A 23,581-nucleotide genomic window follows, 5' to 3' on the forward strand; every position below is an offset into this window, starting at 1 on the left:
GATCGCTTGAGCAGAGGTGGTTTTACATTCTTGCTCCTGAGCCAAAAGTTGCCACGTAGCCAGCGACAAAAGGTATGATGGTGCCTACCTTTTGTGGCTCCGCGGGCCGTTCGCCGCGTGCCGGATCGACCCAACTTTAAGCCCAGCCATGACCGCTCAAGCTCCCGCCGCATCCGCTCCCTCCGATACCAGCCCGCTGGGCAATGTGATGGCGCTGGCCGCCAGCGGGTCGCTTTCCATCGGCGATCTGTTCGGCGCCGCCGCCGTGCTGCAGGAAAGCGGCCAGCTGCCCGCCGCCATCGGCCTGTATCAAGCCTGGATCCTGAACACGCCGTCGCCGCTGGTCTACGCGGCCTGCTTCAACCTGGCCGTGGTGCTGTCCAATAGCGGCGACGATGCCGGCGCCGAGAAAGTGCTGCGCCAGGCCATCGCGCAAAATCCCAACTTCGTCGAGGCCCGCCTCAATCTGGGCACCTTGCTCGAACGGGTCGGCCGCCCCGAGGAGGCGCTGGCGATGTGGAACTCGGTGCTGACCGACGTCCAGCCGGATATCAAGACCAATCCAACCCTGCACGTGCAGACCCTGAACAACCTCGGTCGCCTGCTGGAGATCCGCAAACGCTACCCCGAGGCCGAGAAGATGCTGGCCCTGAGCCTGGGCGTCGATCCGCAGCAGGCCAACGTGATGACCCATTGGGTCCACCTGCGCCAGAAGCAGTGCGAGTGGCCCGTCTACAGCGGCCTGGAACACATCTCGGTTACCACCATGATCGACGGCACCTCGGCGCTGGCGATGCTGAGCGCCTCCGACGATCCCGCCCAGCAGCTGGCCGCCGCGCGCCGCTTCGTCAACGAGAAGGTCAACGCCGCCGTCGCGCCGCTGACCGGCGCCCATGGCTATGGCCACAGCCGCCTGCGCATCGGCTACCTGTCGTCCGACTTCTGCTCGCACGCGGTCTCGATCCTGACCGCCGAACTGTATGAGCTGCACGACCGCAGCAAGTTCGAGGTCTATGCCTTCAGCTGGAGCCGCGAGGACGGCTCGCCGATCCGCGCCCGCGTGGTCAAGGCGATGGACCATTACATCCGCATCGACGCGCAGACCGACGAACAGGCCGCGCGCACCATCCGCGCCCACGAAATCGATATCCTGGTCGACCTGCACGGCCTGACCCTGGGCGCGCGTCCGAACATCCTGGCCTACCGTCCGGCGCCGGTGCAGCTGACCTATCTCGGTTTCCCGGGCAGCACCGGCCTGCCCGGCGTCGATTACGTGCTGGCCGATGAATTCCTGATCACGCCCGAGATGACCAAGGACTTCACCGAGAAGCCGCTGTACCTGCCCGACACCTTCCAGATCAACGACCGCCAGCGCGCCATCGCCGCCAAGCCGACCCGCGCCAGCGTCAACCTGCCGGACGACGCCTTCGTCTTCTGCTCGTTCAATAACAACTTCAAGTTCACGCCCGACATGTTCGGCACCTGGATGAACATCCTGCGCCGCGTGCCGAACAGCGTCCTGTGGCTGGTGGCCGATTATCCGGAAGTGCGCGAAAACCTGTACCGCTACGCCGAGCAAGCGGGCATCGACCGCAACCGCCTGATCTTCAATACCCGCGCCGTGCCGGCCGAGTACCTCGCGCGCTACCAGCTGGCCGACCTGTTCCTCGACACCTTCCCGTTCAACGCCGGCACCACCGCCAGCGACGCGCTGTGGGCCGGCCTGCCGCTGCTCACCTGCGCCGGCCAAACCTTCTCGTCGCGCATGGCCGGCAGCCTGCTGCGCGCGGTCGACCTGCCGCAGCTGATCACCTATAACTTCGCCGACTACGAAGAGAAGGCGGTGGCGCTGGCCAACGATCCTAACCGCATCGCGTCGATGAAGCGCCAGCTGGTGGCCAACCGCATGACCTGCGCGCTGTTCGACACGCCGCGCTTCGTGCGCAACCTGGAGACGGTGCTGCAGCAGGTGGCCAAGCCGGCCGCGCCGCGCATGCCCGCGCCGCAGCACGCGGTGCGCCCTTCAGACGAACCGCCGACAGAACCGGTGCGCATCGACCAGATCCCGATCGTCAGCGTGTCCTACAACTCGCCGGACCTGATCGAGGCGCTGCTGCGCACACTGCGCCAGTTCTACACCAACCGCGTCTACATCATCGACGGCTCCAACCCGGACGTGGCCGAGAAAATCCGCGCCATCACCGACGGCTTCGAGAACGTCGAGTTCATCCCGTTCGGCTACAACATCCACCACGGTCCTGGCCTGAGCTGGGCGATCAACCATCTGGGCCTGTCCGGCGAGGTGCTGTTCCTCGACTCCGACGTCGAGATCCTCAAGGGCGGTTTCATCGAATCGCTGCACAGCCATCTGCGTCCCGGCATGTACGGCGTCGGCACCATCCAGCCGGTCAACGAGCAAGGCTACGACCGCGCCGACGGCGCCGTGCGCTACCTGCATCCGGCCTGCATGCTGACCAATATCGAGGTGGTGCGCCAGTGGCCGATGCCGATCAAGCACGGCGCGCCGATGATCTCCACCATGCTGGCGATCCACCAGGCCGGCGCCCACCATCTGATCGAGAGCATCGAGTGGGTGCGCGAGGACTTCGCGCCCAAGCCGCCCAAGCGCAACTACATCAAGCACGACTGGCAGGGCACCGTGATCCGCACCGGCGGCTATCACTACGACCTGCCCAGCGCCACCACCGTGGTCAACACCGACCTGCTGCAGTTCGTGCCGTCCGAGGCGCGCAAGATCGTCGAGGTGCACTGCCGCGACGGCGCCTTCGCCAAGGCCTACAAGGCGCGCAACGCCATCGTCGACTACACCGGCATCGAGGCCGATCCGGCGCCGGCCCAGGCGGCACGCCCGCATTGCGATTTCGTCTTCAACGTGGAGATCGAACACGCCGGCCCGGATTTGTGGGACCACGTGCGCGGCGCCGATTGCTGGGTGCTCGACGAGGCGCTGGAAATGATCGACGATCCATGGACGCTGCTGCAGAAAATCCGCACCAGCATCGCGCCGGGCGGCAAGATCGTGGCGACCATCCGCAACTTCCAGCACTGGAGCATCCAGGCGCGCATGAACGCCGGCGACCTGCGCTACGGCCCGACGGGCCTGGAGAAATCGCGCAAGCGCATCTTCACGCGCGGCGCCATGCTGGAGATGTTCCAGCAGGCCGGCTTCCAGATCAGCGGCGGCAGCGCGCGCATCGTCGACGAACCGGCGCGTGAAAAATACCTGCCGGCGATCCGCCTGATGGCCGGCGCCAGCGGCATCGATCCGGTGGTGGCGGTCGAAGACGCGCTGCCGTGGCAGTACATCGTAACGGCAGTCGCCGCCTGAGCAGGGAACGCACTATGAGTTTGCCATTAGTTAGCATCGTCATCCCGTCGTACAAGACCGGCCATTTCGAGACCTGCCTGCGCTCCGCGCTGGGCCAGAGCTATCCGAACATCGAGATCCTCGTCAGCGACAACTGCCCGACCGAGGCGATCAAGGAGATCTGCGCCAGGTACGCCGGCCACCTGATCTACCAGCGCAATTCGGCGATCCGCGAGCAGAACGTGCTGACCGCGCTGTTCGCGGCCAAGGGCAAGTTGATCAAGCCCCTGTTCGACGACGACGTGCTGCATCCGTTCTGCATCGAGCGCATGGTCGCGACCATGAACATGGACCCGGAGATCCAGCTGGTGTTCTCGGCCTCGCAGGTGATCAACGTCGACAACGAGCGCACCGAAACGCGCCGCCCGTATGAGGCCAGCGGCAGCATGCCGGCGCGCGATATGCAGCGCAGCATGGTGCTGGGCATGCGCAATTTCGTCGGCGAATTCAGCTCGATCATGTTCCGCCGCGAGCGGCTGTGGGAGATCGGCCGCCACCTGTTCAAATACCACAACCACGATTGCACGCTGGGGCTGGCCGACGTCGCCGCGTACTTCAACCTGGCGCGCGACGGCAAGGTGTTTTATATCGACGAAGAGCTGTCCTACTTCCGCCACGACCGCCGGCTGGAATCGAACTCCAACCCGAACAGCAATCCGAACTTCGGCTACTGCTTCTCTGACTACATCGACCTGCTGATCGAGTCGGCCGACATCGGCATCGTCGGACCGGAGGAGCTGGAGGTGATGGCGCCGACCGTCGACGACGTGGCGGTGCGCCTGGGCGGCGTGTTCCCGATGATGGCCACGTCGCAGCAACGCTTCCACGCGGCGGTGGCGGCCAACCGCAAGGGGACGCCGTCATGATGGACCAGTGCCGGATGATCGACCTGCCGCCACACCACGACGTGCGCGGCAACCTGTCGGTGATCGAGGGCGGCGTGCATATCCCCTTCGATATCAAGCGTGTTTACTACCTGTACGACGTGCCGGGCGGATCGGCGCGCGCCGGCCATGGCCACATCGAGCTGCAGCAGCTGTTCGTGGCCATGTCGGGGAGCTTCGACGTCATCGTCGACGATGGCTTCGAGCGCAAGAAATTTCAGCTCAACCGATCCTATTACGGTCTGTACGTGCCAGGCATGATGTGGCGCGAAGTCGAGAACTTCTCCTCCGGCGCGGTGTGCGTGGTGATGGCCTCGACGCTGTATGACCCCAAGGATTACTATCACGACTACGACGAATTCGTGGCCGCGGCAAACCACCATAAGCGAGTCTCACCATGAGCGTCCCCTTCCTCGACCTGAAAGCCATCAACCTGTCGCAAGCCGACGAACTGGAAGCGGCGTTCAAGCGCGTGCTGCACTCCGGCTGGTATGTGCTGGGCGCCGAGACGTCGGCCTTCGAAGCCAGCTTCGCCGCCTACTGCAAGAGCCGGCACGCCATCGGCGTGGCCAATGGCCTCGATGCGATCTTCATGATCCTCAAGGCCTACGGCGTCGGTCCCGGCGACGAGGTGATCGTGCCGTCCAATACCTTCATCGCCACCTGGCTGGCGGTCAGCGATTGCGGCGCCGTGCCGATTCCGGTCGAGCCGACCGCCGACGGTTTCAATATCGATCCAGCGCTGGTGGAAGCGGCCATCACGCCGCGCACCAAAGCCATTCTGGCGGTCCACCTGTACGGCCAGACCGCCGACATGGATCCGCTCAAGGCGCTGGCGGCTAAACACAATCTGAAACTGATCGAAGACGCCGCGCAGGCGCACGGCGCGCTGTATCGCGGCGGCGTGGCCGGCCAGTTGGGCGACGCGGCGGCCTTCAGCTTCTACCCGGGCAAAAACCTGGGCGCGCTGGGTGATGGCGGCGCCGTCACCACCAGCGACGACGACCTGGCCGACAAGATCCGCACCTTGCGCAACTACGGCTCCAAGGTCAAATACTACAACGAGGTGCCCGGCTATAACTCGCGCCTGGACGAGGTGCAGTCGGCGCTCTTGAGCGTCAAGCTGCCCAAGCTGAACGCGGACAACGCCCGCCGCCGCGCCATCGCCGCCATCTACGACCGCGAACTGGCCGGCATCGCCGGACTGGCGCTGCCGTTCGTCCCGGATTGGGCGGAACCGGTATGGCATCTGTACGTGGTGCGCCACGCGCAGCGCGACGCGCTGGCCAAGGCGCTGGCCGAACAAGGCATCGGCACCATCGTCCATTATCCGGTGCCGCCGCATCTGCAGCCGGCGTACGCCGACCTGGGTTACGCCGAGGGCGCGTTCCCGCTGGCCGAGGCGATCCACCGCGAGGTTCTGAGCCTGCCGATCGGCCCGACGATGAGCGACGAGCAGGCGCTCGAAGTGGCGGCCGCCGTGCGTAAATTCTGCACCGTATGATCCATCCCAGCGCCATCATTTCGCCGAAAGCCAGACTGGGCGCAGACGTCAGCGTCGGCCCCTTCACCATCATTCACGACAACGTGGAGATCGGCGACGGCTCGGTCATAGACGGTTACTGCGAGATCGGCTATCCAACGCCGCTGGCCGACGGCCAGCCGCTGGTGTTCGGCAAGGGCGCGCGCATCCGCTCCCACTCGGTGTTCTACGAGGGTTCGCGCTTCGGCGACAAGCTGGTGACGGGCCACCGCGTGGTGGTGCGCGAAAAAACCGTGGCCGGTATCGCCTTCCAGATCGGTACCATGAACGACATCCAGGGCGACTGCCAGATCGGTGACTACGTGCGCTGCCAGTCGAATGTCTTCATCGGCAAAATGTCCAAGGTCGGCAACTTCGTCTGGCTGCTGCCGTATGTGGTGCTGACCAACGATCCCCACCCGCCCAGCAACGTGTTGATGGGCGTCGAGATCGGCGACTACGCGGCCATCGCCGCCATGTCGGTGATCCTGCCCGGCGTGAAGGTCGGCGAACGCGCGCTGGTGGCGGCGCACAGCAAGGTGCACCGCGACGTCGCCACCGGCACCGTCGTCGCCGGCAATCCGGCCGCCTTCCTGTGCGACGCCAGCAAAATACGGCTCAAGGACGGCACCGGCGCGCCGGCCTATCCGTGGACCACCCACTTCAAACGGGGCTACCCGGCGGATATCACCGACGGCTGGGACGCAGGTCCCTCGGCCTAGCCCACCACCGAACGGACGCCCATGACCCGCCCACTTCACGCAGCCATGGCCGCCGGTAACCTGTCGGAAGCGGGCACCCTGGCGATGGCGCTGGCGGGACTGGGCGAACTGTCCGTCATGGATTTGATCGGCGTGGCCGGCCTGCTGGCGGCGCAAGGCAAGACCGAACAGACCATCGCCTTGTATTCGCTGTGGCTGAAACACTGCGACTCCCCCCTCGAATATGTGGCCTGGTATAACCTGGCCGTGGTGCAGGTGCAGGGTCAGGACGACGCCGGCGCCGAAAGCGCCTACCGCAAATCGCTCAAGCTGCGACCCGGTTTCACCGAAAGCCAGCTAGGACTCGGCGTGCTGCTGGAGCGCAAACGCCAACCGGAAGCGGCGCTGGCCCTGTGGCGCGAGGCGCTCGATCTGCTGGAGACGGTGCCGCCGGGCGCACCGCCGGCGGCGGCTTCGCTGCAGGTACGCCTGCTGAACAACATCGGCAGGCTGGCGGAGGCGCAGGGCGATCCCGCGCAAGCCGAGGACGCGCTGCTGCGCAGCCTCCAACTCGATCCCAAACAAAAACTGATCGTGCCGCGCTGGCTCGACCTGCGCCTGAAGTTGTGCGCGTGGCCGGTGCACGGCTTCGTGCCGGGCCTCAGCGAAACGGCCTTGCAGCACCACACGTCGGCGCTGGCGATGCTTAGCTTGGGCGAAGACCCGGCGCGCCAGCTGGCCTGCGCGCGGCGCGAGGCGGCGCTGCACTTCCCGCCGCCGTCCACCGCGCTGTCCGACCAGGATGGCTATGCCCACCGCAAGCTTCGCGTCGGCTACCTGTCGTGCGGTTTCGGCGCGCAGCCGACCGGCCGCATGATCGCCGAGCTGCTGGAGCTGCACGACCGCGGCCAGGTGGAAGTGTATGGCTTCTGCTGGAGCGGAGAGGACAACTCGGCCCTGCGCCAACGCCTGCTGCGCGCCTTCGACCTGCACGTGCCGATCGGCCCACTAAGCGATTTGCAGGCGGCGCAGGCGATCCGCGCCCACGAAATCGACATCCTGGTCGACCTGCACGGCGTGCTGCCGGGCGGACGGCCCGGCATCCTGGGCCATCGTCCCGCGCCGGTGCAAATCGGCTGGCTCGGACAGGCCGGCACCAGCGGAAATACCCGTGTCGATTACGTTTTGGCCGACAGTTTCGTGCTGCCACCCGACCTGGCCGGCTACCATACCGAAAAACCGCTGTACCTTCCGCACTGCTTCCAGCCGCAGGACCGCCAGCGCGCCCTCCCCCTATCGCCGCCGGCCGGTGCGCGCGCCGAATTCGGTCTGCCCGACGACGCCTTCGTGTTCTGCTGCTTCGGCGCCGCCGGCCACATCGTCGCCGAGCGCTTCGCCACCTGGATGCGCATTTTGCACGCGGTGCCGGGCAGCGTGCTGTGGCTGCAAACCGACAGCGAACAGGTACGCGACAACCTGCGCCTGGCCGCGCTGCGGCACGACATCTCCAGCGACCGCCTGTGCTTCTCCGCGCCGGAAGCCGGCGAGTTGGCGATGGACCGCTACCAGGCGGCCGACCTGTTCCTCGACACCGGCCCGCACAACGCCGGCGCCATAGGCGGCGACGTGCTGTGGGCCGGCCTGCCGCTGCTGACCCGTGCCGGCCCGACCTTCGCCAGCCGCGTGTGCGGCAGCCTGCTGCAAGCGGCAGGCTTGCCGGAGCTGATCGCGAGCACGGAAAAACAGTACGCCACCAAGGCGATCCGCCTCGCCACGCACCCGAAGGAGCTGGCCCGCCTGCGCAACCGCCTCGTGAAAAACCGCGCCAGCGCGCCGCTGTTCGACACCCCGGCGCTGGCGCGCGACCTGGAACTGCTTTACCTGCGCGTGGCGCGCGGCACGCTGAAACGCGGCCGCCACAAAACCCTGCAACTCGCGCCAACGCAAGCCGCCCACGCCGCCCCGCCGCTGGTGAGCATACTGATCCCGGCCGACGATCCCCTGACGCTGGAGGCCACCCTGGACAGCGCGCTGGCGCAAACCCACGTCAACTGCGAAGTGATCGTTAGCGACGCCAGCCCGCACGGCGCCTGCCGCGCGCTGCTCAAGCCCTATCTGAAAGCCCACCGGCGCCTGCGCTACAGCCACGCGCCCGGCCTCGGCGCGCTCGACAACCTGAATCACTGCCTGGCCCTGGCCCTGGGCGAATACATCGCAGTCGCCCCGCCCGGCGACACGCTGGCGCAGGAAAAAATCGCCGTCATTCTGCCCTGCTTTGTCGACCATCCGCACATCGGCGTGGTGGCCTGCTGGCGCCAGCCGCTCGCGCCGGATGGCCAGGCGCTGCCGGCGGCGCCGCTGTTCGCCGCCGACATCGTGATCGACTGCGTCTCGCTGTCCAACATGCTGTTGGGCGGCGACGGTGGTGGTGCGGCGGCCATGTGCGCGCCCGGCGCGCTGCTGCTCAAACGCGCCACGCTGGGCCACGCGTTCGGCCGCTACCGCGACCGCGCCTTCCCCGAACGCGCCAACGTCGCCACCGCCCTCACCGCGCTGCAGGCGGGCCATTACGTTTATCTGCCGCGCGCGCTGTCCAGCTTCCGCCTCGCACCGGCTGCGCCAACGGCGCCGGCGGCCTCGCTGGACGCCGCGCTCGAAGGCCTGCAACTCCTGTATCAAGCCCACGAGCAGGGCCACAACTTCGGCGCGCCCGGCGCCTTCAAACAACTGTTGTCGGCACGTCTTTCCGAAATGAACACACTCATTTCCATACATCATCTACACCTTGCGACAAGCGCCGCACACCGCCTCGATGCGGTGCAGCGCACCATGCGAATCGGCTACCAACTTTTGCTCACGCCATAGTGTGGTAAATCCTCCATCGCTGAGTCTGCGGCAGCAAAATGCCTGTTCTTTTCCTTTAAAATAGCCCGGGCGCAATAGATAATATGATCTGCGTCAACATAACAATCCGGGGATAGCATGAAAGCAGTCATATTGGCGGGCGGGCTGGGCACACGGCTCAGCGAAGAGACGACTGTCAAGCCGAAGCCGATGGTCGAAGTCGGCGGCAAGCCGATCCTCTGGCACATCCTGAAAAGCTATTCCGCCCACGGCATCAACGACTTCGTCATCTGCTGCGGCTACCGCGGCTACGTGATCAAGGAATTCTTCGCCAACTACTTCCTGCACACCTCGGACGTCACGTTCGACCTGCAAAAGAACAGCATGGAAGTGCACGAGCGCCACGCCGAGCCATGGAAGGTCACCCTGATCGACACCGGCGCCGACACCCTGACCGGCGGCCGCCTGAAGCGCGTGCGCCAGCACGTCGAACACGACGAGGCATTCTGCTTCACCTACGGCGACGGCGTGTCCGACATCGACATCGGCGCCTCGGTCGCCTTCCACAAGAAACACGGCAAGCTGGCCACCATGACGGCGGTGCAGCCGCCCGGCCGCTTCGGCGCCATCGACATCGACGGCCAGCGCATCGTGAGCTTCAAGGAAAAACCGCAAGGCGACGGCGCCTGGATCAACGGCGGCTACTTCGTGCTCTCGCCGAAGGTGATCGACTACATCGACGGCGACAGCACCACCTGGGAAAAAGAACCGATGGAGCAGCTGGCCGGCGAAGGCCAGCTGGACGCCTTCCACCACCACGGCTTCTGGCAGCCGATGGACACGCTGCGCGACAAGGTGCTGCTCGAAGACCTGTGGCAAAGCGATAAGGCGCCGTGGAAGCGGTGGCCATGACCCCGTCCTTCTGGCAGGGCAAACGGGTATTCCTGACCGGTCACACCGGCTTCAAAGGCAGCTGGCTTAGCCTGTGGTTGCAGCAACTGGGCGCGCACGTCACCGGCTTCGCGCTGGCGCCGAGCCAACCGAGCCTGTTCGACACCGCGCAGGTGGGCGCCGGCATGACCTCCATCATCGGCGACATCCGCGACGGCGCCGCGCTGCGCGACGCCATGCTGGAAGCGCGGCCGGAAATCGTCATCCACATGGCGGCGCAGGCGCTGGTGCGCTACTCGTATGCCAACCCGGTCGAGACCTACGCCACCAACGTCATGGGCCTGGTGAACTTCTTCGAAGCGGTGCGCAACACGCCCGGCATCAAGGCAGTGGTCAACGTCACCAGCGACAAGTGCTACGAAAACAAGGAGTGGGCCTGGGGCTACCGCGAGAACGAAGCCTTCGGCGGCTACGACCCATATAGCAACAGCAAGGCCTGCGCCGAACTGGTGACGGCCGGCTACCGCTCGTCGTTCTTCAATCCGGAAAACTACGCCGAGCATGGCGTGGCGCTGGCCTCGGGCCGCGCCGGCAATGTGATCGGCGGTGGCGACTGGGCCGAGGACCGTTTGATCCCCGACATGGTGCGCGCCATCGCCGCCGGCAAGCCGGTGCGTATCCGCAGCCCGCACGCGATCCGCCCGTGGCAGCACGTGCTGGAGCCGTTGTCGGGCTACCTGGCGCTGGCCGAACACCTCTACACGCACGGCGCTGCCTACGCCGAAGGCTTCAACTTCGGGCCGCACGACATCGACGCCCGCCCGGTCGAATGGATCATCTCGCGCCTGTGCGAGAGCTGGGGCGATGGCGCCGGCTGGGAGCTGGACCAGGCGCCGCAACCGCACGAGGCGCACTACCTCAAGCTCGATTGCTCCAAGGCGCGCGGCCGTCTGCATTGGCAACCGCGCTGGCACCTCGGCCACACCATCGACATGATCGTCGGCTGGCACAAGGCGCACGCCGCCAAGGCCGACATGCGCGCCTTCACGCTGGCGCAAATCGACACCTACCAAAACACCGCACACATCTAAGGCAGCAACCATGAGCGAAGCAAAAACCAAAGAACAACTCCGCGCGGAGATCAACAAGCTGGTGGCCGAATACGGCGCGTTGGCCAGCGTGCCGAAGGCCTTCGAGCCCGGCGTGACGGTGATCCCGCCGGCCGGCAAAGTGGTCGGCGCGCCGGAAATGGAACTGATGGTCGAAGCTTCGCTCGACGCCTGGCTGACCACCGGCCGCTTCAACGACCAGTTCGAGGCCAAGCTGGCCAAGATGATCGGCGTGGAATTCCTCATCACCGTCAATTCCGGCTCCTCGGCCAACCTGGTGGCGTTCAACACGCTGACCTCGCCGAAGCTGGGACCGCGCGCGATCCAGCCCGGCGATGAAGTGATCGGCGTGGCCGCCGGCTTCCCCACCACCGTCAACCCGATCATCCAGTTCGGCGCGATTCCGGTGTTCGTGGACGTGGAGCTGGGCACCTACAACATCGACGTCACCAAGCTGGAAGCGGCGATCTCGCCGAAAACCAAAGCGATCATGCTGGCCCACACCTTGGGCAATCCGTACAACCTGGACGTGATCGTCGCGATCTGCAAAAAGCACAACCTCTGGCTGATCGAGGATTGCTGCGACGCCCTCGGCTCCACCTACGACGGCAAAATGGTCGGCACGTTCGGCGACATCGGCACCATGTCGTTCTACCCGGCCCACCACATCACCATGGGCGAAGGCGGCGCCGTCTTCACCAACAACGCCGAACTGAAAATGATCGCCGAGTCGTTCCGCGACTGGGGCCGCGATTGCTACTGCCCGCCGGGCAAGGACAACACTTGCGGCAAGCGTTTCTGCCAGTGCTTCGGCACCCTGCCGGCCGGCTATGACCACAAGTACACCTACAGCCACCTTGGCTACAACCTGAAGATCACCGACATGCAGGCCGCCTGCGGCCTGGCGCAGATCGACCGCGCGGCCGGTTTCATCCAGGCCCGCAAGGACAACTTCGCGTATCTGACGGAGCGGCTGCAGTCGTGCGCCGAGTTCCTGATCCTGCCGGTGGCGACCGAGAATTCCGACCCGTCGTGGTTCGGCTTCCCGATGACGCTCAAGCCGGAGGCCAACGTCGCGCGGGTCGATTTGCTCACCTACCTGGACCAGCACAAGATCGGCACCCGCCTGCTGTTTGCCGGTAACCTGACGCGCCAGCCGTACATGATCGGCCGTAACTACCGCGTCTCCGGGGACCTGACCAACACCGACCGCGTGATGAACGACACCTTCTGGATCGGCGTCTTCCCGGGCCTGACGCGCGAGATGCTGGACTTCACCGTCGCCAAGCTGGAGGAATTCTTCGGCGTCGGTTTCTGAGGCGCGCCATGACCAACGCAAGCCGCCACCCGATCGAAACCGCCGACATGGCGGCGATCGTGGCCACGCCGGGACTGAACTGGGAGCTGCTGCGCGGACGCACCGTCTGCATCACCGGCGCCTCCGGCTTCCTGCCGTCGTACATGGTCGAGACCATGCTGTACCTGAACGAGACGCGCGATCTAAACATTCGCGTGCTCGCCATGGTGCGCAACCGCGCCGGCTTCGAGCGCCGCTACGCCCACCACCTGGGCGATGGCGGCCGGCCCGACCTGGTCTGCATCGAACAGGACATCAGCGCGCCGTTCACGCTGGACGAACAGCCGCACTACATCATCCACGCGGCCAGCCAGGCCAGCCCGAAATACTACGCGACCGATCCGGTCGGCACGCTCAGCGCCAACACGCTGGGCACGGCGGCCCTGCTGCAGCTGGCCCGCGCCAGCGGGAGCCTGGGCTTCCTGTACTTCAGCAGCAGCGAAGTGTATGGCGCCGCCGCCAAGGTGCCGACGGCCGAAGGCGACTACGGCGTGGTCGATCCGACCTCCGTGCGCGCCTGCTACGCCGAGAGCAAGCGGATGGGCGAAAACATGTGCGTGTCGTGGAGCCACCAATACCGCGTGCCGGTCAAGATCGTGCGCCCGTTCCACACCTACGGCCCGCGCATGCTGCTCGACGACGGTCGCGTCTACGCCGACTTCGTCGCCTGCATCCTGCGCGGCGAGCCGATCGCGCTCAAGAGCGACGGCCTGGCCACGCGCTCGTTCTGCTATTCGGCCGACGCCGTCGCCGGCTTCTGGAAAGTGCTGTTCGATGGCGCCGACGGCCAGGCCTACAACATCGGCAACCCGGACGGCGAGATCAGCATGCGCGGCCTGGGCCAGCTGCTGGTCGGGATGTATCCTGAAAAAGGCCTGACCCTGAGCTACGTCGAGCGCCCGCAAGGCGACAACTACCTGGCCAGCGCCGTCCAGCGCGGCGCCCCCGACATCGCCAAGGCGCAAGCGCTGGGCTGGACCCCGGCCACCTCGCTGGCCGACGGCTTCCGCCGCACCATAGAAAGCTACTTGTGATGATCGACAAAATCGCTGACACCTTCGACGCCGCCTCCACCACCGCGCTGGCGCGCCGCATCCGGCTGCAATGCCTGCACATGTGCCACACCAAGCGCGCCTCGCATCTGGGCGGCGCCTTCTCGGTGGCCGACGTGCTGGCGGTGCTGTACGGCGGCCTGATGACGGCCGACTCGGCGCAACCGAAGTCGCCCGACCGCGACCGCCTGTTCTACAGCAAAGGCCACGCCTGCACCGCGCTGTACGCGACCCTGGCCGAAACGGGCTACTACGACCGCGCCGCGCTCGACACCTTTACCGACAACGGCAGCGACTTCACCTCGCACGTCAACCACAAGGTGCCGGGCGTCGAACTGTCGACCGGCAGCCTGGGACACGCGCTGTCGGTGGCCGCCGGCGTCGCGCTGGCCGGCAAGCGCCGCAAGGCCGCGTGGCACACCTACGCCATCGTCAGCGACGGCGAGCTTGACGAGGGATCCAACTGGGAGGCGATCCTGTTCGCGCCGCACCACCGGCTCGACAACCTGACCCTGGTGGTCGACTACAACAAGATCCAAAGCTTCGGCAGCACCGCAGACGTGCTCAATCTCGATCCGCTGGCCGACAAGTTCAAGGCCTTCAACTGGGAGACCATCGAAGTCGATGGCCACGACCACGCCGCGCTGGCGGCCGCGCTGTCCAAGGAAGGCCGCGCCGGCAAGCCGCGCGTGGTGATCGCCCACACCGTCAAGGGCAAAGGCGTAAGCTTCATGGAAAACCAGCTGGCCTGGCACTACAAGTCGCCGGACGCCGCGCAATTCGCCGCCGCGCGCGCCGAACTGCTGCAAGAATCCAAGGATCAAGCATGAGAAACAGTTTTATCAAGACCCTGATGGAGCAGGCGCGCCAGGACGAGCGCATCTTCCTGCTGTGCGGTGACCTTGGCTACTCGGTGCTCGAACCGTTCGCCGAGGCCTTCCCGGACCGCTTCATCAACGTCGGCATCGCGGAACAGAACATGGTCGGCCTGGCGGCGGGCCTGAGCCTGGAAGGCTACACGGTCTTCTGCTACTCGATCGGTAACTTCCCGACCTTGCGGGCGATGGAGCAGATCCGCTACGACGTCGCCTACCACGACGCCAACGTCAAGATCATCGCCGTCGGCGGCGGCTACGCCTACGGCCCGCTGAGCACCTCGCACCACACCACCGAGGAACTGGGCATGCTGCGCACCATCCCGGGCATGGTGGTGACGGCGCCCGGCGACCCGGCCGAGGTGGACGCCATGACCGCCTTCATCGCGCAGCACCGCGGCCCGTGCTATATGCGCCTGAACAAGGCCGGCGAACCGCGCCTGCACGCGCAGCCGCCGGCGCTGACCCTGGGCGGCATCGTGCCGGTGCGCGTCAATGCTGAAAGCACCGCCGCCGTCTTCGCCACCGGCGACATGGTCGGCTACGCCGCGCGCTACCTGGAGCAGGCCGCGCCGCACATCGATTTATACAGTTTCCCGTTCGTCAATCCGATCGACAGCGCGCAGCTGGCTGCGCTGGCGGTGCGCTACACGCACGTCGCCACCATCGAGGAACACCAGGCCAACGGCGGCTTCGGCTCGGCCATCCTGGAGCGGCTGCACGACCTGCTGTCCGACGGCGCGCTGGCCAGGCTGCCGGCGGTGCGCCGCATCGCCATCCCCAACGCCTTCGTCAGCAGCGCCGGCTCGCAGGAATTCCTGCGCGAGAAAATGGGCCTGCGTCTGGACGACTGGCACGCCACCCTGTCCTGAAACCTTACCGAAAGTGCTGACATGATTTCCATCCAAACGACGCTGGCGCAATTCGAGCAGGGCGCGATCGACAAGCCAAGCTTCATCAAGACCATGTACGAAGAGCACCACGCGGTGTTTTTCGACTACGCCGCCTACATCGGCCGCACCAACGTGCGCAAGATCGAGGTCGAAGACGGCAAGGTCGTCATGACCTCGCGCGACCGCGGCATCCGCATCGCCTGCACGCCAGGCGACTACCGCGTGGCGCCGATGGAAACGCTCAACTTCTTCGACTACGAGAAGGAAGAGGCGACCATGATGGAAAACCTGGTGGCCGACGGCGACAACTTCTTCGACATCGGCGCCAACATCGGCTGGTACGCGCTCAACATCGCCGCCTCGCGCCGCGCCACGACGGTATACGCGTTCGAGCCGATTCCGACCACCTACGGCCACCTGACGACCAACCTGGCGCTCAACGCCAGCGCCAACATCAAGCCGCACAACTTCGGCCTGTCCGAACAGGCGGGGGAGTTCACCTTCTACTACCCGCCGGAGGGCTCGGGCAACGCCTCGGCCGTCAACCTGACCGGGCGCGACGACGTGCGCACCGCGCAGTGCGAAGTGCGCACCCTGGACGCCTACACCGCCGAAACCGGCGTGCGGGTGGACTTCATCAAGTGCGACGTCGAGGGCGCCGAGCTGCTGGTGTTCAAGGGCGGCATCGACACCATCGCCCGCGACAAGCCGATCGTGCTGTCGGAAATCCTGCGCAAATGGTCGGCCAAATTCGGCTACAACCCGAACGAGATCTTCGCGCTGTTCCGCGGCGTCGGCTACCAGGTCTACACGGCCGAGGAAGGCCGCCTGGTGGAGTTCGGCGAGATGGACGAAAACACCATCCCGACCAACTACTTTTTCCTGCACCCGGAGGCGCACGCCGAGCAGCTGCGCCGCTACCGCCGCGCCTGAGCGCCCGACCACCGCGAACACGGAACCCACACCACGCCTATGGAATCCAACCAGGTCATCCTGTCGATCTGCATCCCGACTTACAACCGCGCGCCGTTCCTGCGGCAGACGCTCGACAGCATCGTCAGCCAGCCCGCCTTCAGCGACGGCGGCGAGGTCGAAGTCGTCATCTCCGACAACGGTTCGGAGGACGACACCGAGCAGGTCGCCGCGCAGTTTGTCGCCGCCCATCCGGGCAAGATCCGCTACCACCGCCACGCAGAGACCATCTCGCCGGACATGAACTTCAAGTTCGTCATGGAACAGGGGCGCGGGCTGTACCTGAAGCTGCACAACGACAACTTGATGTTCAATCCGGGCAGCCTGCCGGAGATGCTCAAGGTCTACAGCGCCACCGCCGCCGAGATGCCGATCGTGTTCTTCACCAACGGCAACCACTTCCAGGGCAACGCGCTCGAGGTGATCACCAGCATGAGCGATTTCGTGCGCCGCGTGTCGTTCATCTCGACCTGGATCGGCGGCTTCGGCATGTGGCGCGCCGAGTTCCTGGCGCTGCCCGACTTCGCCCGCAACCAGCACCTGCGGCTGGTGCAGACCGACGTGCTGCTGCGCTTGCTCAGCACCGGCAAGCGCGCCATCGTGCTGTTCCAGCCGTATTTCAGCGGCGTGCCCACCGGCCGCAAGGGCGGCTACAAAAAGGGCGGCTACAACATCGCCGAGGTGTTCGGCAAAAATTACCTGACCCTGCTCAAGCCTTACGTGGTCGCCGGCCTGCTCGACCGCATGGTCTACGAGCACGAAAAGAAGGCGCTGCTGATCCAGCACATCATCCCCTACTATTTCGACCCCGAGAACGACTACCAGAAGACCGGTTTCTTCGAGCACATGCAGGACTACGTCGACGACGATTACTTCTACGAGGCAATCCGCAACGTGCCGCACGACGTGCCGCCGAGGACAGCCCCTGCACCTGCACCCGTGCCGGCCGCGCCGCCGGCCCCGCAGCCGTCCTATGAAGACCAGAAGCGCGCCTACTGGCGCGCGCTCAATCCGCACAACCAGACCGACCTGACGCTGTCGGCCGGCCCGTTCGATTTCAGCAAGGTGACGGTGGGACGGCGCAGCTACGGTCCGCTGCGCGTGATCGCCTACGGCCACCCGGACGAAAGCCTGAGCATCGGCAGCTTCGTCTCGCTGGCCGACGAGGTCACGTTCATGTTGGGCGGCAACCATCCTTACGAGGGCGTGTCCACCTTCCCGTTCCGGGTCAAGTTTTTCGGCGAGGCGCTGGAATCGACCACCAAGGGCGCGATCGTGGTCGGCGACGATGTCTGGATCGGCATGCAGGTGCTGATCATGTCGGGCATCACCATCGGCCAGGGCGCGGTGATCGCGGCCGGCAGCGTGGTGACCAGGAACGTGGCGCCATACACCATCGTCGGCGGCAATCCGGCCAAGGTGATCAAGCAGCGCTACGCGCCGGAAGTGGTGGAGAAGATGGTCAAGCTGGACTATTCGAAGGTCACCGACGAGGCCCTCGCGCGGCATCGCGAGGTGCTGTATCAGCCGCTGACGGCCGACAACGTCGACGCCGTCATCGCCAGCCTGATGGGCGGCTGAACAAAAAAAAATCCGACCTGGTCGCCCGGGTCGGATTCTTGAAGCAAGCCAACCGCGCTTACTCTTTTTCAGGCATGGCCGACGAATGGTGGCTGGTGATCAGCCATTCGGTACCGTACCACTTGTAGGTGTAGGTATAGCGTGCCTTGACTTGCTTGCCATCCGCAAATTTAAACGTGTACAGGCCGGCATCGACCGCGCTGTTGCACTTGATCTGGATGCGGCGGCTGTTGATGGTGCCGACCGGCTTGCTCTTCAGGAAGTGCTCGAAGTAATCCTTCTTTTCGTCCACCGTCATGCGCGGCGTGTTCGACACGGTCGGCAGCAGCACCGAGTTTTCGGCGTAGTTGGCGACGACCTTGTCCGGATCGCCGGTTTGCAGCGACGCGTTCCAGCGGTCGAACAGGCCGGCGATTTCTTTTTCCGACGATGGGTGGCAGTCTTCGCTGCCGGCGGCGTAGGTATTGCCCGCCAGGACGAGGCAAGCGAGTGGCAGGATGGTCCAGTTGCGCATGGTATTCCTTGATAAGGGATGGATGGGACGATCTTGGCCCGGCCGTGCTTAGCCGCCGTGGTACAGCGGATTCGGCGCGACGAACACGCGCACGCGGTGGGTATCGATCTCTTTCGGAGCGATCTTCGACAGCGCGAAGCTGGTGCTGCCGCGCAGGGTGTCGAAGTGCCATGCGAACGATTTGTCGCCGACGACGAACTTCACGGTCTCGCCCTGGGTGACGTTGACGTGCTTGGTCTTGGCCAGGATGTTGATGACGCGGGCGCCGGCGTCGGCGGTCGCCGGGGTGCCGTTGACGTTTGTCTTGTTGGCCGCCAGGGTGGTCAGGGGCATGCAGATTACCAGCGCTGCGAGGGTCAGGAATTTTTTCATTACGTAGTCCAATAGAGAGATAGGGCGCCAAGACGTATGGCGATGGACCGAAGTATCATTGCTAACAGTCAACGGCACCATCAGGAAAGCGTGCTGTTAACCCTCAGGAAATCCTGAAACTGCCGTAGGGCAGGACGCCGCCGCCATCCCCGGCCACCCCGTGTCGCCGTCCGGTAGGGATTGCCCTACCAAACAATCAAGTTCTCCCGATAGCGGGCGCCAGCGCGCCAAGGCACACTGCGCACCTCGCGTCATCCCCCAGCGCCGAGAAAATTCGCAGACATCCGGGACACCACCACGACACAAGGAAGTGAAATGAGCAAGCATCTGGCAGCATTGATATTCGCAGCAATCGGTAGCATGGGCGCCGTCGCCGGCAACGCCGTGGCGCAGGAAACGCCGTGGCTGGTGCGCGCGCGCGCCGTCAACCTGGACCTGGCCAACAAGTCCGATCCGATCGGCGGCGCCGGCGCGTCGGACCGCCTCACCATCAGCGACAAGACCATTCCGGAATTCGACGTCTCCTATTTCTTCACGCCGAACTGGGCGGCCGAGCTGGTGCTGACCTATCCGCAAAAGCACGACGTCATGCTCGACGGCCGCACCATCGGCAGCTTCAGGCACCTGCCGCCGACGCTGATGGTGCAGTACCACTTTGTGCTGGATTCGCCGTTCAAGCCGTATCTCGGCGCCGGCTTGAACTACACGGTATTCTCGAAGGTCAAGCTGCTCAACGGCGGCGCCGACCTGGAACACGACAGCGTCGGCCTGGCGCTGCAGGCGGGTGTCGACTACGCGATCAACAAGAACTGGTCGCTCAACTTCGACATCAAGAAAGTGCAGATCCGCAGCGATGTCATGATCGGCGGCGTCAAGGCCAGCCGCGTCAAGGCCGATCCGCTGATGCTGGGCGTCGGTGTGGGTTACCGCTTCTGATGTAGTGCTTGGGAAGTGAAAACGGGCGGCGCGTGCCGCCCGTTTTTATTGGCGAAGAAGAAAAGCGCCGGCGTCAGGGTTCGCGGATCGATTCGTCCAGCGCGCGCGTGAGCGGATACAGCAGGTAGGACATCACCGTGCGGTGGCCGACGACGATCTCGGCCGAGACGGTCATGCCGGGCAGCAGGCGCGTGCCCTCGGTCATTTTCTTCAGCTCGCCCTTGTACTGGATGCGGCTCAGGTAGTAGGCGTCCATGCCGCCGCCGTTCTTGTCGGCCGCGTCGCGCTTGAACGAATCCTGGCTGATGGTGCGCACTTTGCCTTCCAACATGCCGTGTTTCATGAACGAGAAGGCATCGACCTTCAAATGGGTGACGGCGCCCGGCTTGATGTAGCCGATGTCGAGCGAATCGATCTGCACTTCGGCCTCCAGCTCGGCGCCCAGCGGCACCAGGGTGAACAGCGCCTCGGCCTCGCGCACGATGGAACCCACCGACAGCTTGCCGATCTCCAGCACCACGCCGTCGGCCGGCGCCACCATCTGGATCATCTTCAAGCGTTTGTCGGCCTTGGCCAGCTGCTCGTTGATGCCGTCGCGGTCGCGCGAGGCGGTCAGCAAATCCTCCATCGCCTTCTGCCGCCAGCTCTTGTCGAAGGCCGAGCGCTCGGCTTCGGCCGAGGCCAGCTCGCTGGCCATCTCGATCGCCTTGTTGCGCTGCATGTCCATGTCACGCTCGACGCCCAGGCGGCGGTCGCGCGCCTCCAGCAGGTGCATCTTGGCGCCGAACTGCTCGGCCATCAGCTGCTCCTGCATGGCCTCGACCTCGCGCAGCGCTTTGACGCGCTGGGCCAGGATCACCTGGTCGTGCTTGTTGGTCTCCAGGCCGGCGCGCAGGCGCGCGATGTTCTGGTCCATCTTGGCCTTTTGCGCGGCGAAGTTGGCCTTGCGCTCGCTCGACAGCTGCGACTGCAGCTGTGTATCGGCGCTCGCGCCGCTGGCGACGTCGGCGCCGGCCTGGCCCGACAGCTCGGCGCGCAGGCCGGCGGCCTGGGTGTCCAGGCTTTGCAGCCGGATGCGCAGCTGCGACTCGTCGGCGGCGCTGAAGGTCGGGTCCAGCGTGGCCAGCACCTGGCCCTTCTTGACGATCTGGCCGACGCGCACGTCGATGCTCTGGATGATGGACGTCTCGAGCGGCTGCACCACGATGTTGGGCAGCGGGTTGACCAGCCGGCCGTGGGCGACGACGATCTTCTCGACCGGTGAGAAGCAGGCCCACAGGATGAACGAGACGAAGGCCAGCAGCAGCACGTGCAGGGTGACGCGCACGAACCGCGGCAGCGGACCGCGCTCGATGGCGTCCGCGTCCGGCAGGAACTCGATCTCGGTCTCGTCCTTGCGGCGCTTGAAGCTTAAAGGTGACTTGTTTGCTGGTTCCATAGGTGCTGGTAAGTTTCGCTACGTGTAAGCAGTTCTTCGTGACGGCCCGCATCCATCAGGCTACCCTGCTGCATGACCATGATTTTGTCGGCGTTGACCAAGGTCGACAGGCGGTGCGAAATCATCACCACCGTGCGGCCGACGGCGATCTTCGACAGGTTGCCGATGAAAATGGCCTCGCTTTCCGGGTCCAGCGCGCTGGCCGCCTCGTCGAGGATCAGGATGCGCGGCCGCGCCACCAGGGTACGGGCGATCGACAGGCGCTGCTTTTGGCCGCCCGACAGGTTCGACGCGTTCTCTTCCAATACGGTGTCGTAGCCCATCGGCAGGCGTTCGATGAATTCGTCGGCGCCGGCCGCCACCGCCGCCGCCACCAGTTCCTCGAACGTGGCGTCGGGCTTGGTGACGGACAGGTTCTCGCGCACGGTGCCGCGGAACAGGAAGTTCTCCTGCAACACCACGCCGATCTGGCGGCGCAGATGCGACAGCTCGATCTCGCGGGCGTCGATGCCGTCGAAGCGCACGATGCCCTCCTGCACCGGATACAAGCCCTGGATCAACTTGGTCAGGGTGGTCTTGCCCGAGCCGCTGCGGCCGACGATGCCGACCACGGTGCCCTGCTCGATGGTGAAGCTGGCCTTGTTGAGCGCCATCGCCTGCGCGCCCGGATAGCGGAAGGTGACGGCGTCGAACTTGATTTCGCCGTCCAGCACCGGGCGCAGGCCGTTGGCGCCGGCGCGGCCTTCCGGCGCGCGGTTCATGACTTCGCCCAGCATCTTGACCGACAGCGCCGTCTCCTGGTACTCGTTGACCAGGCCGACGAGCGAGATCAGCGGACCGGTGACGCGCCCGGCCAGCATCTGGAAGGCGATCAGGCCGCCGACCGACAGGGTCGAGTCGAACACGTCGGCGGCGCCGACCACGATCAGCGTGACCGGCAGCAGCTTGCCGAGGAAATCGGTGACGGCGTTGCCGGCGATCGAGATCTGGCCGACGCGGAAGTGCATGGTGATGGCCTCGGCCGAGCGCTGGTCCCAGATGCGGCGCTGCGACGGCTCGATCGCCAGCGCCTTGACCGTGCGCATGCCGTGGATGGTCTCGACCAGCATGCCCTGGCGCTGGCCCTCGGCCGAGTACAGCGCGTTGAGGCGGCGCTGGAAGGTCGGCACCATGGCCAGCACGATGCCGCCGATCATGGCCGCAAATAGCAGCACGATCATCGCCAGCTTGAAGGAATAGCTGAACAGGATAGGCACGAACACCAGCAGCGCGATCAGGTCGAGCGCGGTGAAGAACAGGCGCCCGGTCAGGAAGCTGCGGATCTTTTCCAGCTGCTGCATGTGGCGCGTGACCACGCCGGCGCTGGTGGTCTCGAAGAAGTCGATCGGCAGCGACAACAGATGGGCGAACACGCGCCGCGTCAGGCGCATGTCGATCTTGTTGGACGCGGCCAGGGTCAGGGTCTGGCGCAGGAAGCCGAAGGTGGCGTCGAACACCAGCGCCATGATGATGCCGACGGCCAGCACCTGCAGGGTCGTCACGCTCTGGTGCGTGAGCACCTTGTCGATCACCAGCTGGAAGAAGATCGGCGAGGCCAGCGCCAGCAGCTGCATGGCGATGGCGGCGATGAAGATGTCGCGGAAGGCGGCCTTCTGCTTGAGGATCTCGGGAATGAACCAGCGCAGCCCGAACGGCTGGTTGGGGTCGGTCAGCTTGTGCTGGCGTTTGATGAACAGCACCTCGCCGCCCCAGCGCTTCTCGAACTCGCCGCGCGCGACCATGACCACGGCGGCGTTGGCGTTGGCCGGGTTGAGCACGGCGACCTGGTCCTCGGCGCCCGGGTGGCCGACCACGTCGGCCGGCTTGACGCCGACCACGATGATCATATTGCCATCGACCAGGCGCGCCATCAGCGGGAACACGCCGCCCTGCGCCATCAGGCGCGACCAGTTGAGCCGGTCCGCCTTGGCTTTCAAACCGATATCCGAGGCGATGCGCAGCAGCGCGCCGTCGCCCGGTTCCTCCGCGCGCAGCGCGTAGTCGTCGATCAGCCGCTCGGGATTGATTTGCAGACCATGATGCTGCGCGATGGCGGTCAGACACTGGATCGCGGTATGGGGAAATTTATCGTGCATAGGCCTGGTGTATGGATGAACTGGGCCGGGTGGGCGGGCGAACCTTGCCTTCGCGCACTATCGTTCCAGCCTTCGGATTCTAACCCAGCGCAGAGCCCGCAAACGGCTTTTGTTGTT

Annotated in this window: 19 protein-coding genes; 15 read left to right on the forward strand and 4 right to left on the reverse strand. The window is 65.3% G+C overall.

Annotated elements, in window-relative coordinates; all coding sequences use genetic code 11:
• Positions 1-148 precede the first annotated feature (148 nt).
• The 14 genes from NHH73_00235 to NHH73_00300 all read left to right on the forward strand — a co-directional run bounded on the left by NHH73_00235 (position 149) and on the right by NHH73_00300 (position 18,069).
• Positions 149-3,349 (forward strand): tetratricopeptide repeat protein, encoded by a 3,201-nt coding sequence (locus tag NHH73_00235; GenBank protein ID USX26760.1) that lies wholly within the window; start codon positions 149-151, stop codon positions 3,347-3,349.
• Positions 3,350-3,363: 14 nt separating this feature from the next.
• The gene (locus tag NHH73_00240; GenBank protein USX26761.1) at positions 3,364-4,254 is read left to right on the forward strand and encodes a glycosyltransferase; all 891 of its coding nucleotides are present in this window, start codon (positions 3,364-3,366) and stop codon (positions 4,252-4,254) included.
• Complete coding sequence (locus NHH73_00245; protein ID USX26762.1) at positions 4,251-4,673, forward strand: FdtA/QdtA family cupin domain-containing protein; 423 nt, start codon at positions 4,251-4,253, stop codon at positions 4,671-4,673. Before NHH73_00240 ends, NHH73_00245 begins: the two co-directional genes overlap by 4 nt.
• The gene (locus tag NHH73_00250; GenBank protein ID USX26763.1) at positions 4,670-5,776 is read left to right on the forward strand and encodes a DegT/DnrJ/EryC1/StrS family aminotransferase; all 1,107 of its coding nucleotides are present in this window, start codon (positions 4,670-4,672) and stop codon (positions 5,774-5,776) included. Before NHH73_00245 ends, NHH73_00250 begins: the two co-directional genes overlap by 4 nt.
• A complete protein-coding gene (locus tag NHH73_00255) occupies positions 5,773-6,516 on the forward strand; it encodes an acetyltransferase (GenBank protein ID USX26764.1) in 744 nt (247 codons plus the stop codon). The genes NHH73_00250 and NHH73_00255 overlap by 4 nt, the downstream gene beginning before the upstream one ends.
• 21 nt (positions 6,517-6,537) lie before the next feature.
• Positions 6,538-9,360, forward strand: a complete 2,823-nt coding sequence (locus NHH73_00260; GenBank protein USX26765.1) for a glycosyltransferase — start codon at positions 6,538-6,540, stop codon at positions 9,358-9,360.
• Positions 9,361-9,477: 117 nt separating this feature from the next.
• Positions 9,478-10,251, forward strand: a complete 774-nt coding sequence (gene rfbF / locus NHH73_00265) for a glucose-1-phosphate cytidylyltransferase (GenBank protein USX26766.1) — start codon at positions 9,478-9,480, stop codon at positions 10,249-10,251.
• Complete coding sequence (gene rfbG / locus NHH73_00270) at positions 10,248-11,321, forward strand: CDP-glucose 4,6-dehydratase (protein USX26767.1); 1,074 nt, start codon at positions 10,248-10,250, stop codon at positions 11,319-11,321. The genes rfbF and rfbG overlap by 4 nt, the downstream gene beginning before the upstream one ends.
• A gap of 10 nt (positions 11,322-11,331) precedes the next feature.
• Positions 11,332-12,657 carry a lipopolysaccharide biosynthesis protein RfbH gene (gene rfbH / locus NHH73_00275; protein USX26768.1) on the forward strand — a complete coding sequence of 442 codons (1,326 nt, stop codon included), beginning with the start codon at positions 11,332-11,334 and terminating at the stop codon, positions 12,655-12,657.
• A gap of 8 nt (positions 12,658-12,665) precedes the next feature.
• On the forward strand, positions 12,666-13,730 hold the full coding sequence (locus NHH73_00280) for an NAD-dependent epimerase/dehydratase family protein (protein ID USX26769.1): 1,065 nt from the start codon (positions 12,666-12,668) through the stop codon (positions 13,728-13,730).
• Positions 13,730-14,578, forward strand: a complete 849-nt coding sequence (locus NHH73_00285) for a transketolase (GenBank protein USX29755.1) — start codon at positions 13,730-13,732, stop codon at positions 14,576-14,578. The genes NHH73_00280 and NHH73_00285 overlap by 1 nt, the downstream gene beginning before the upstream one ends.
• Positions 14,575-15,495, forward strand: coding sequence for a transketolase (locus NHH73_00290; GenBank protein USX26770.1), 921 nt, complete (start codon positions 14,575-14,577; stop codon positions 15,493-15,495). The genes NHH73_00285 and NHH73_00290 overlap by 4 nt, the downstream gene beginning before the upstream one ends.
• A 21-nt stretch (positions 15,496-15,516) precedes the next feature.
• Positions 15,517-16,449, forward strand: coding sequence for an FkbM family methyltransferase (locus NHH73_00295; GenBank protein USX26771.1), 933 nt, complete (start codon positions 15,517-15,519; stop codon positions 16,447-16,449).
• 39 nt (positions 16,450-16,488) lie between these two features.
• Positions 16,489-18,069: a glycosyltransferase gene (locus NHH73_00300; GenBank protein USX26772.1), complete on the forward strand. Its 1,581-nt coding sequence runs from the start codon at positions 16,489-16,491 to the stop codon at positions 18,067-18,069.
• 58 nt (positions 18,070-18,127) lie between these two features.
• Here NHH73_00300 and NHH73_00305 read toward each other — a convergent pair whose 3' ends face one another.
• Both NHH73_00305 and NHH73_00310 read right to left on the reverse strand, forming a co-directional pair.
• On the reverse strand, positions 18,128-18,583 hold the full coding sequence (locus NHH73_00305; GenBank protein USX26773.1) for an SgcJ/EcaC family oxidoreductase: 456 nt from the start codon (positions 18,581-18,583) through the stop codon (positions 18,128-18,130).
• Positions 18,584-18,631: 48 nt separating this feature from the next.
• A complete protein-coding gene (locus NHH73_00310; GenBank protein ID USX26774.1) occupies positions 18,632-18,955 on the reverse strand; it encodes a CzcE family metal-binding protein in 324 nt (107 codons plus the stop codon).
• Between the two features lie 315 nt (positions 18,956-19,270).
• Here NHH73_00310 and NHH73_00315 point away from each other — a divergent pair, with 315 nt between their 5' ends.
• Positions 19,271-19,891 (forward strand): outer membrane beta-barrel protein, encoded by a 621-nt coding sequence (locus NHH73_00315; GenBank protein ID USX26775.1) that lies wholly within the window; start codon positions 19,271-19,273, stop codon positions 19,889-19,891.
• A 73-nt stretch (positions 19,892-19,964) separates the two neighbouring features.
• On the opposite strand, the gene NHH73_00320 is transcribed toward NHH73_00315, so the two are convergent.
• The gene (locus NHH73_00320; protein USX26776.1) at positions 19,965-21,329 is read right to left on the reverse strand and encodes an HlyD family type I secretion periplasmic adaptor subunit; all 1,365 of its coding nucleotides are present in this window, start codon (positions 21,327-21,329) and stop codon (positions 19,965-19,967) included.
• Positions 21,302-23,464, reverse strand: a complete 2,163-nt coding sequence (locus NHH73_00325; GenBank protein USX26777.1) for a peptidase domain-containing ABC transporter — start codon at positions 23,462-23,464, stop codon at positions 21,302-21,304. The genes NHH73_00320 and NHH73_00325 overlap by 28 nt, the downstream gene beginning before the upstream one ends.
• Positions 23,465-23,581 lie beyond the last annotated feature (117 nt).

Source organism: Oxalobacteraceae bacterium OTU3CINTB1, from assembly GCA_024123955.1.
Classification (GTDB): domain Bacteria; phylum Pseudomonadota; class Gammaproteobacteria; order Burkholderiales; family Burkholderiaceae_D; genus Rugamonas.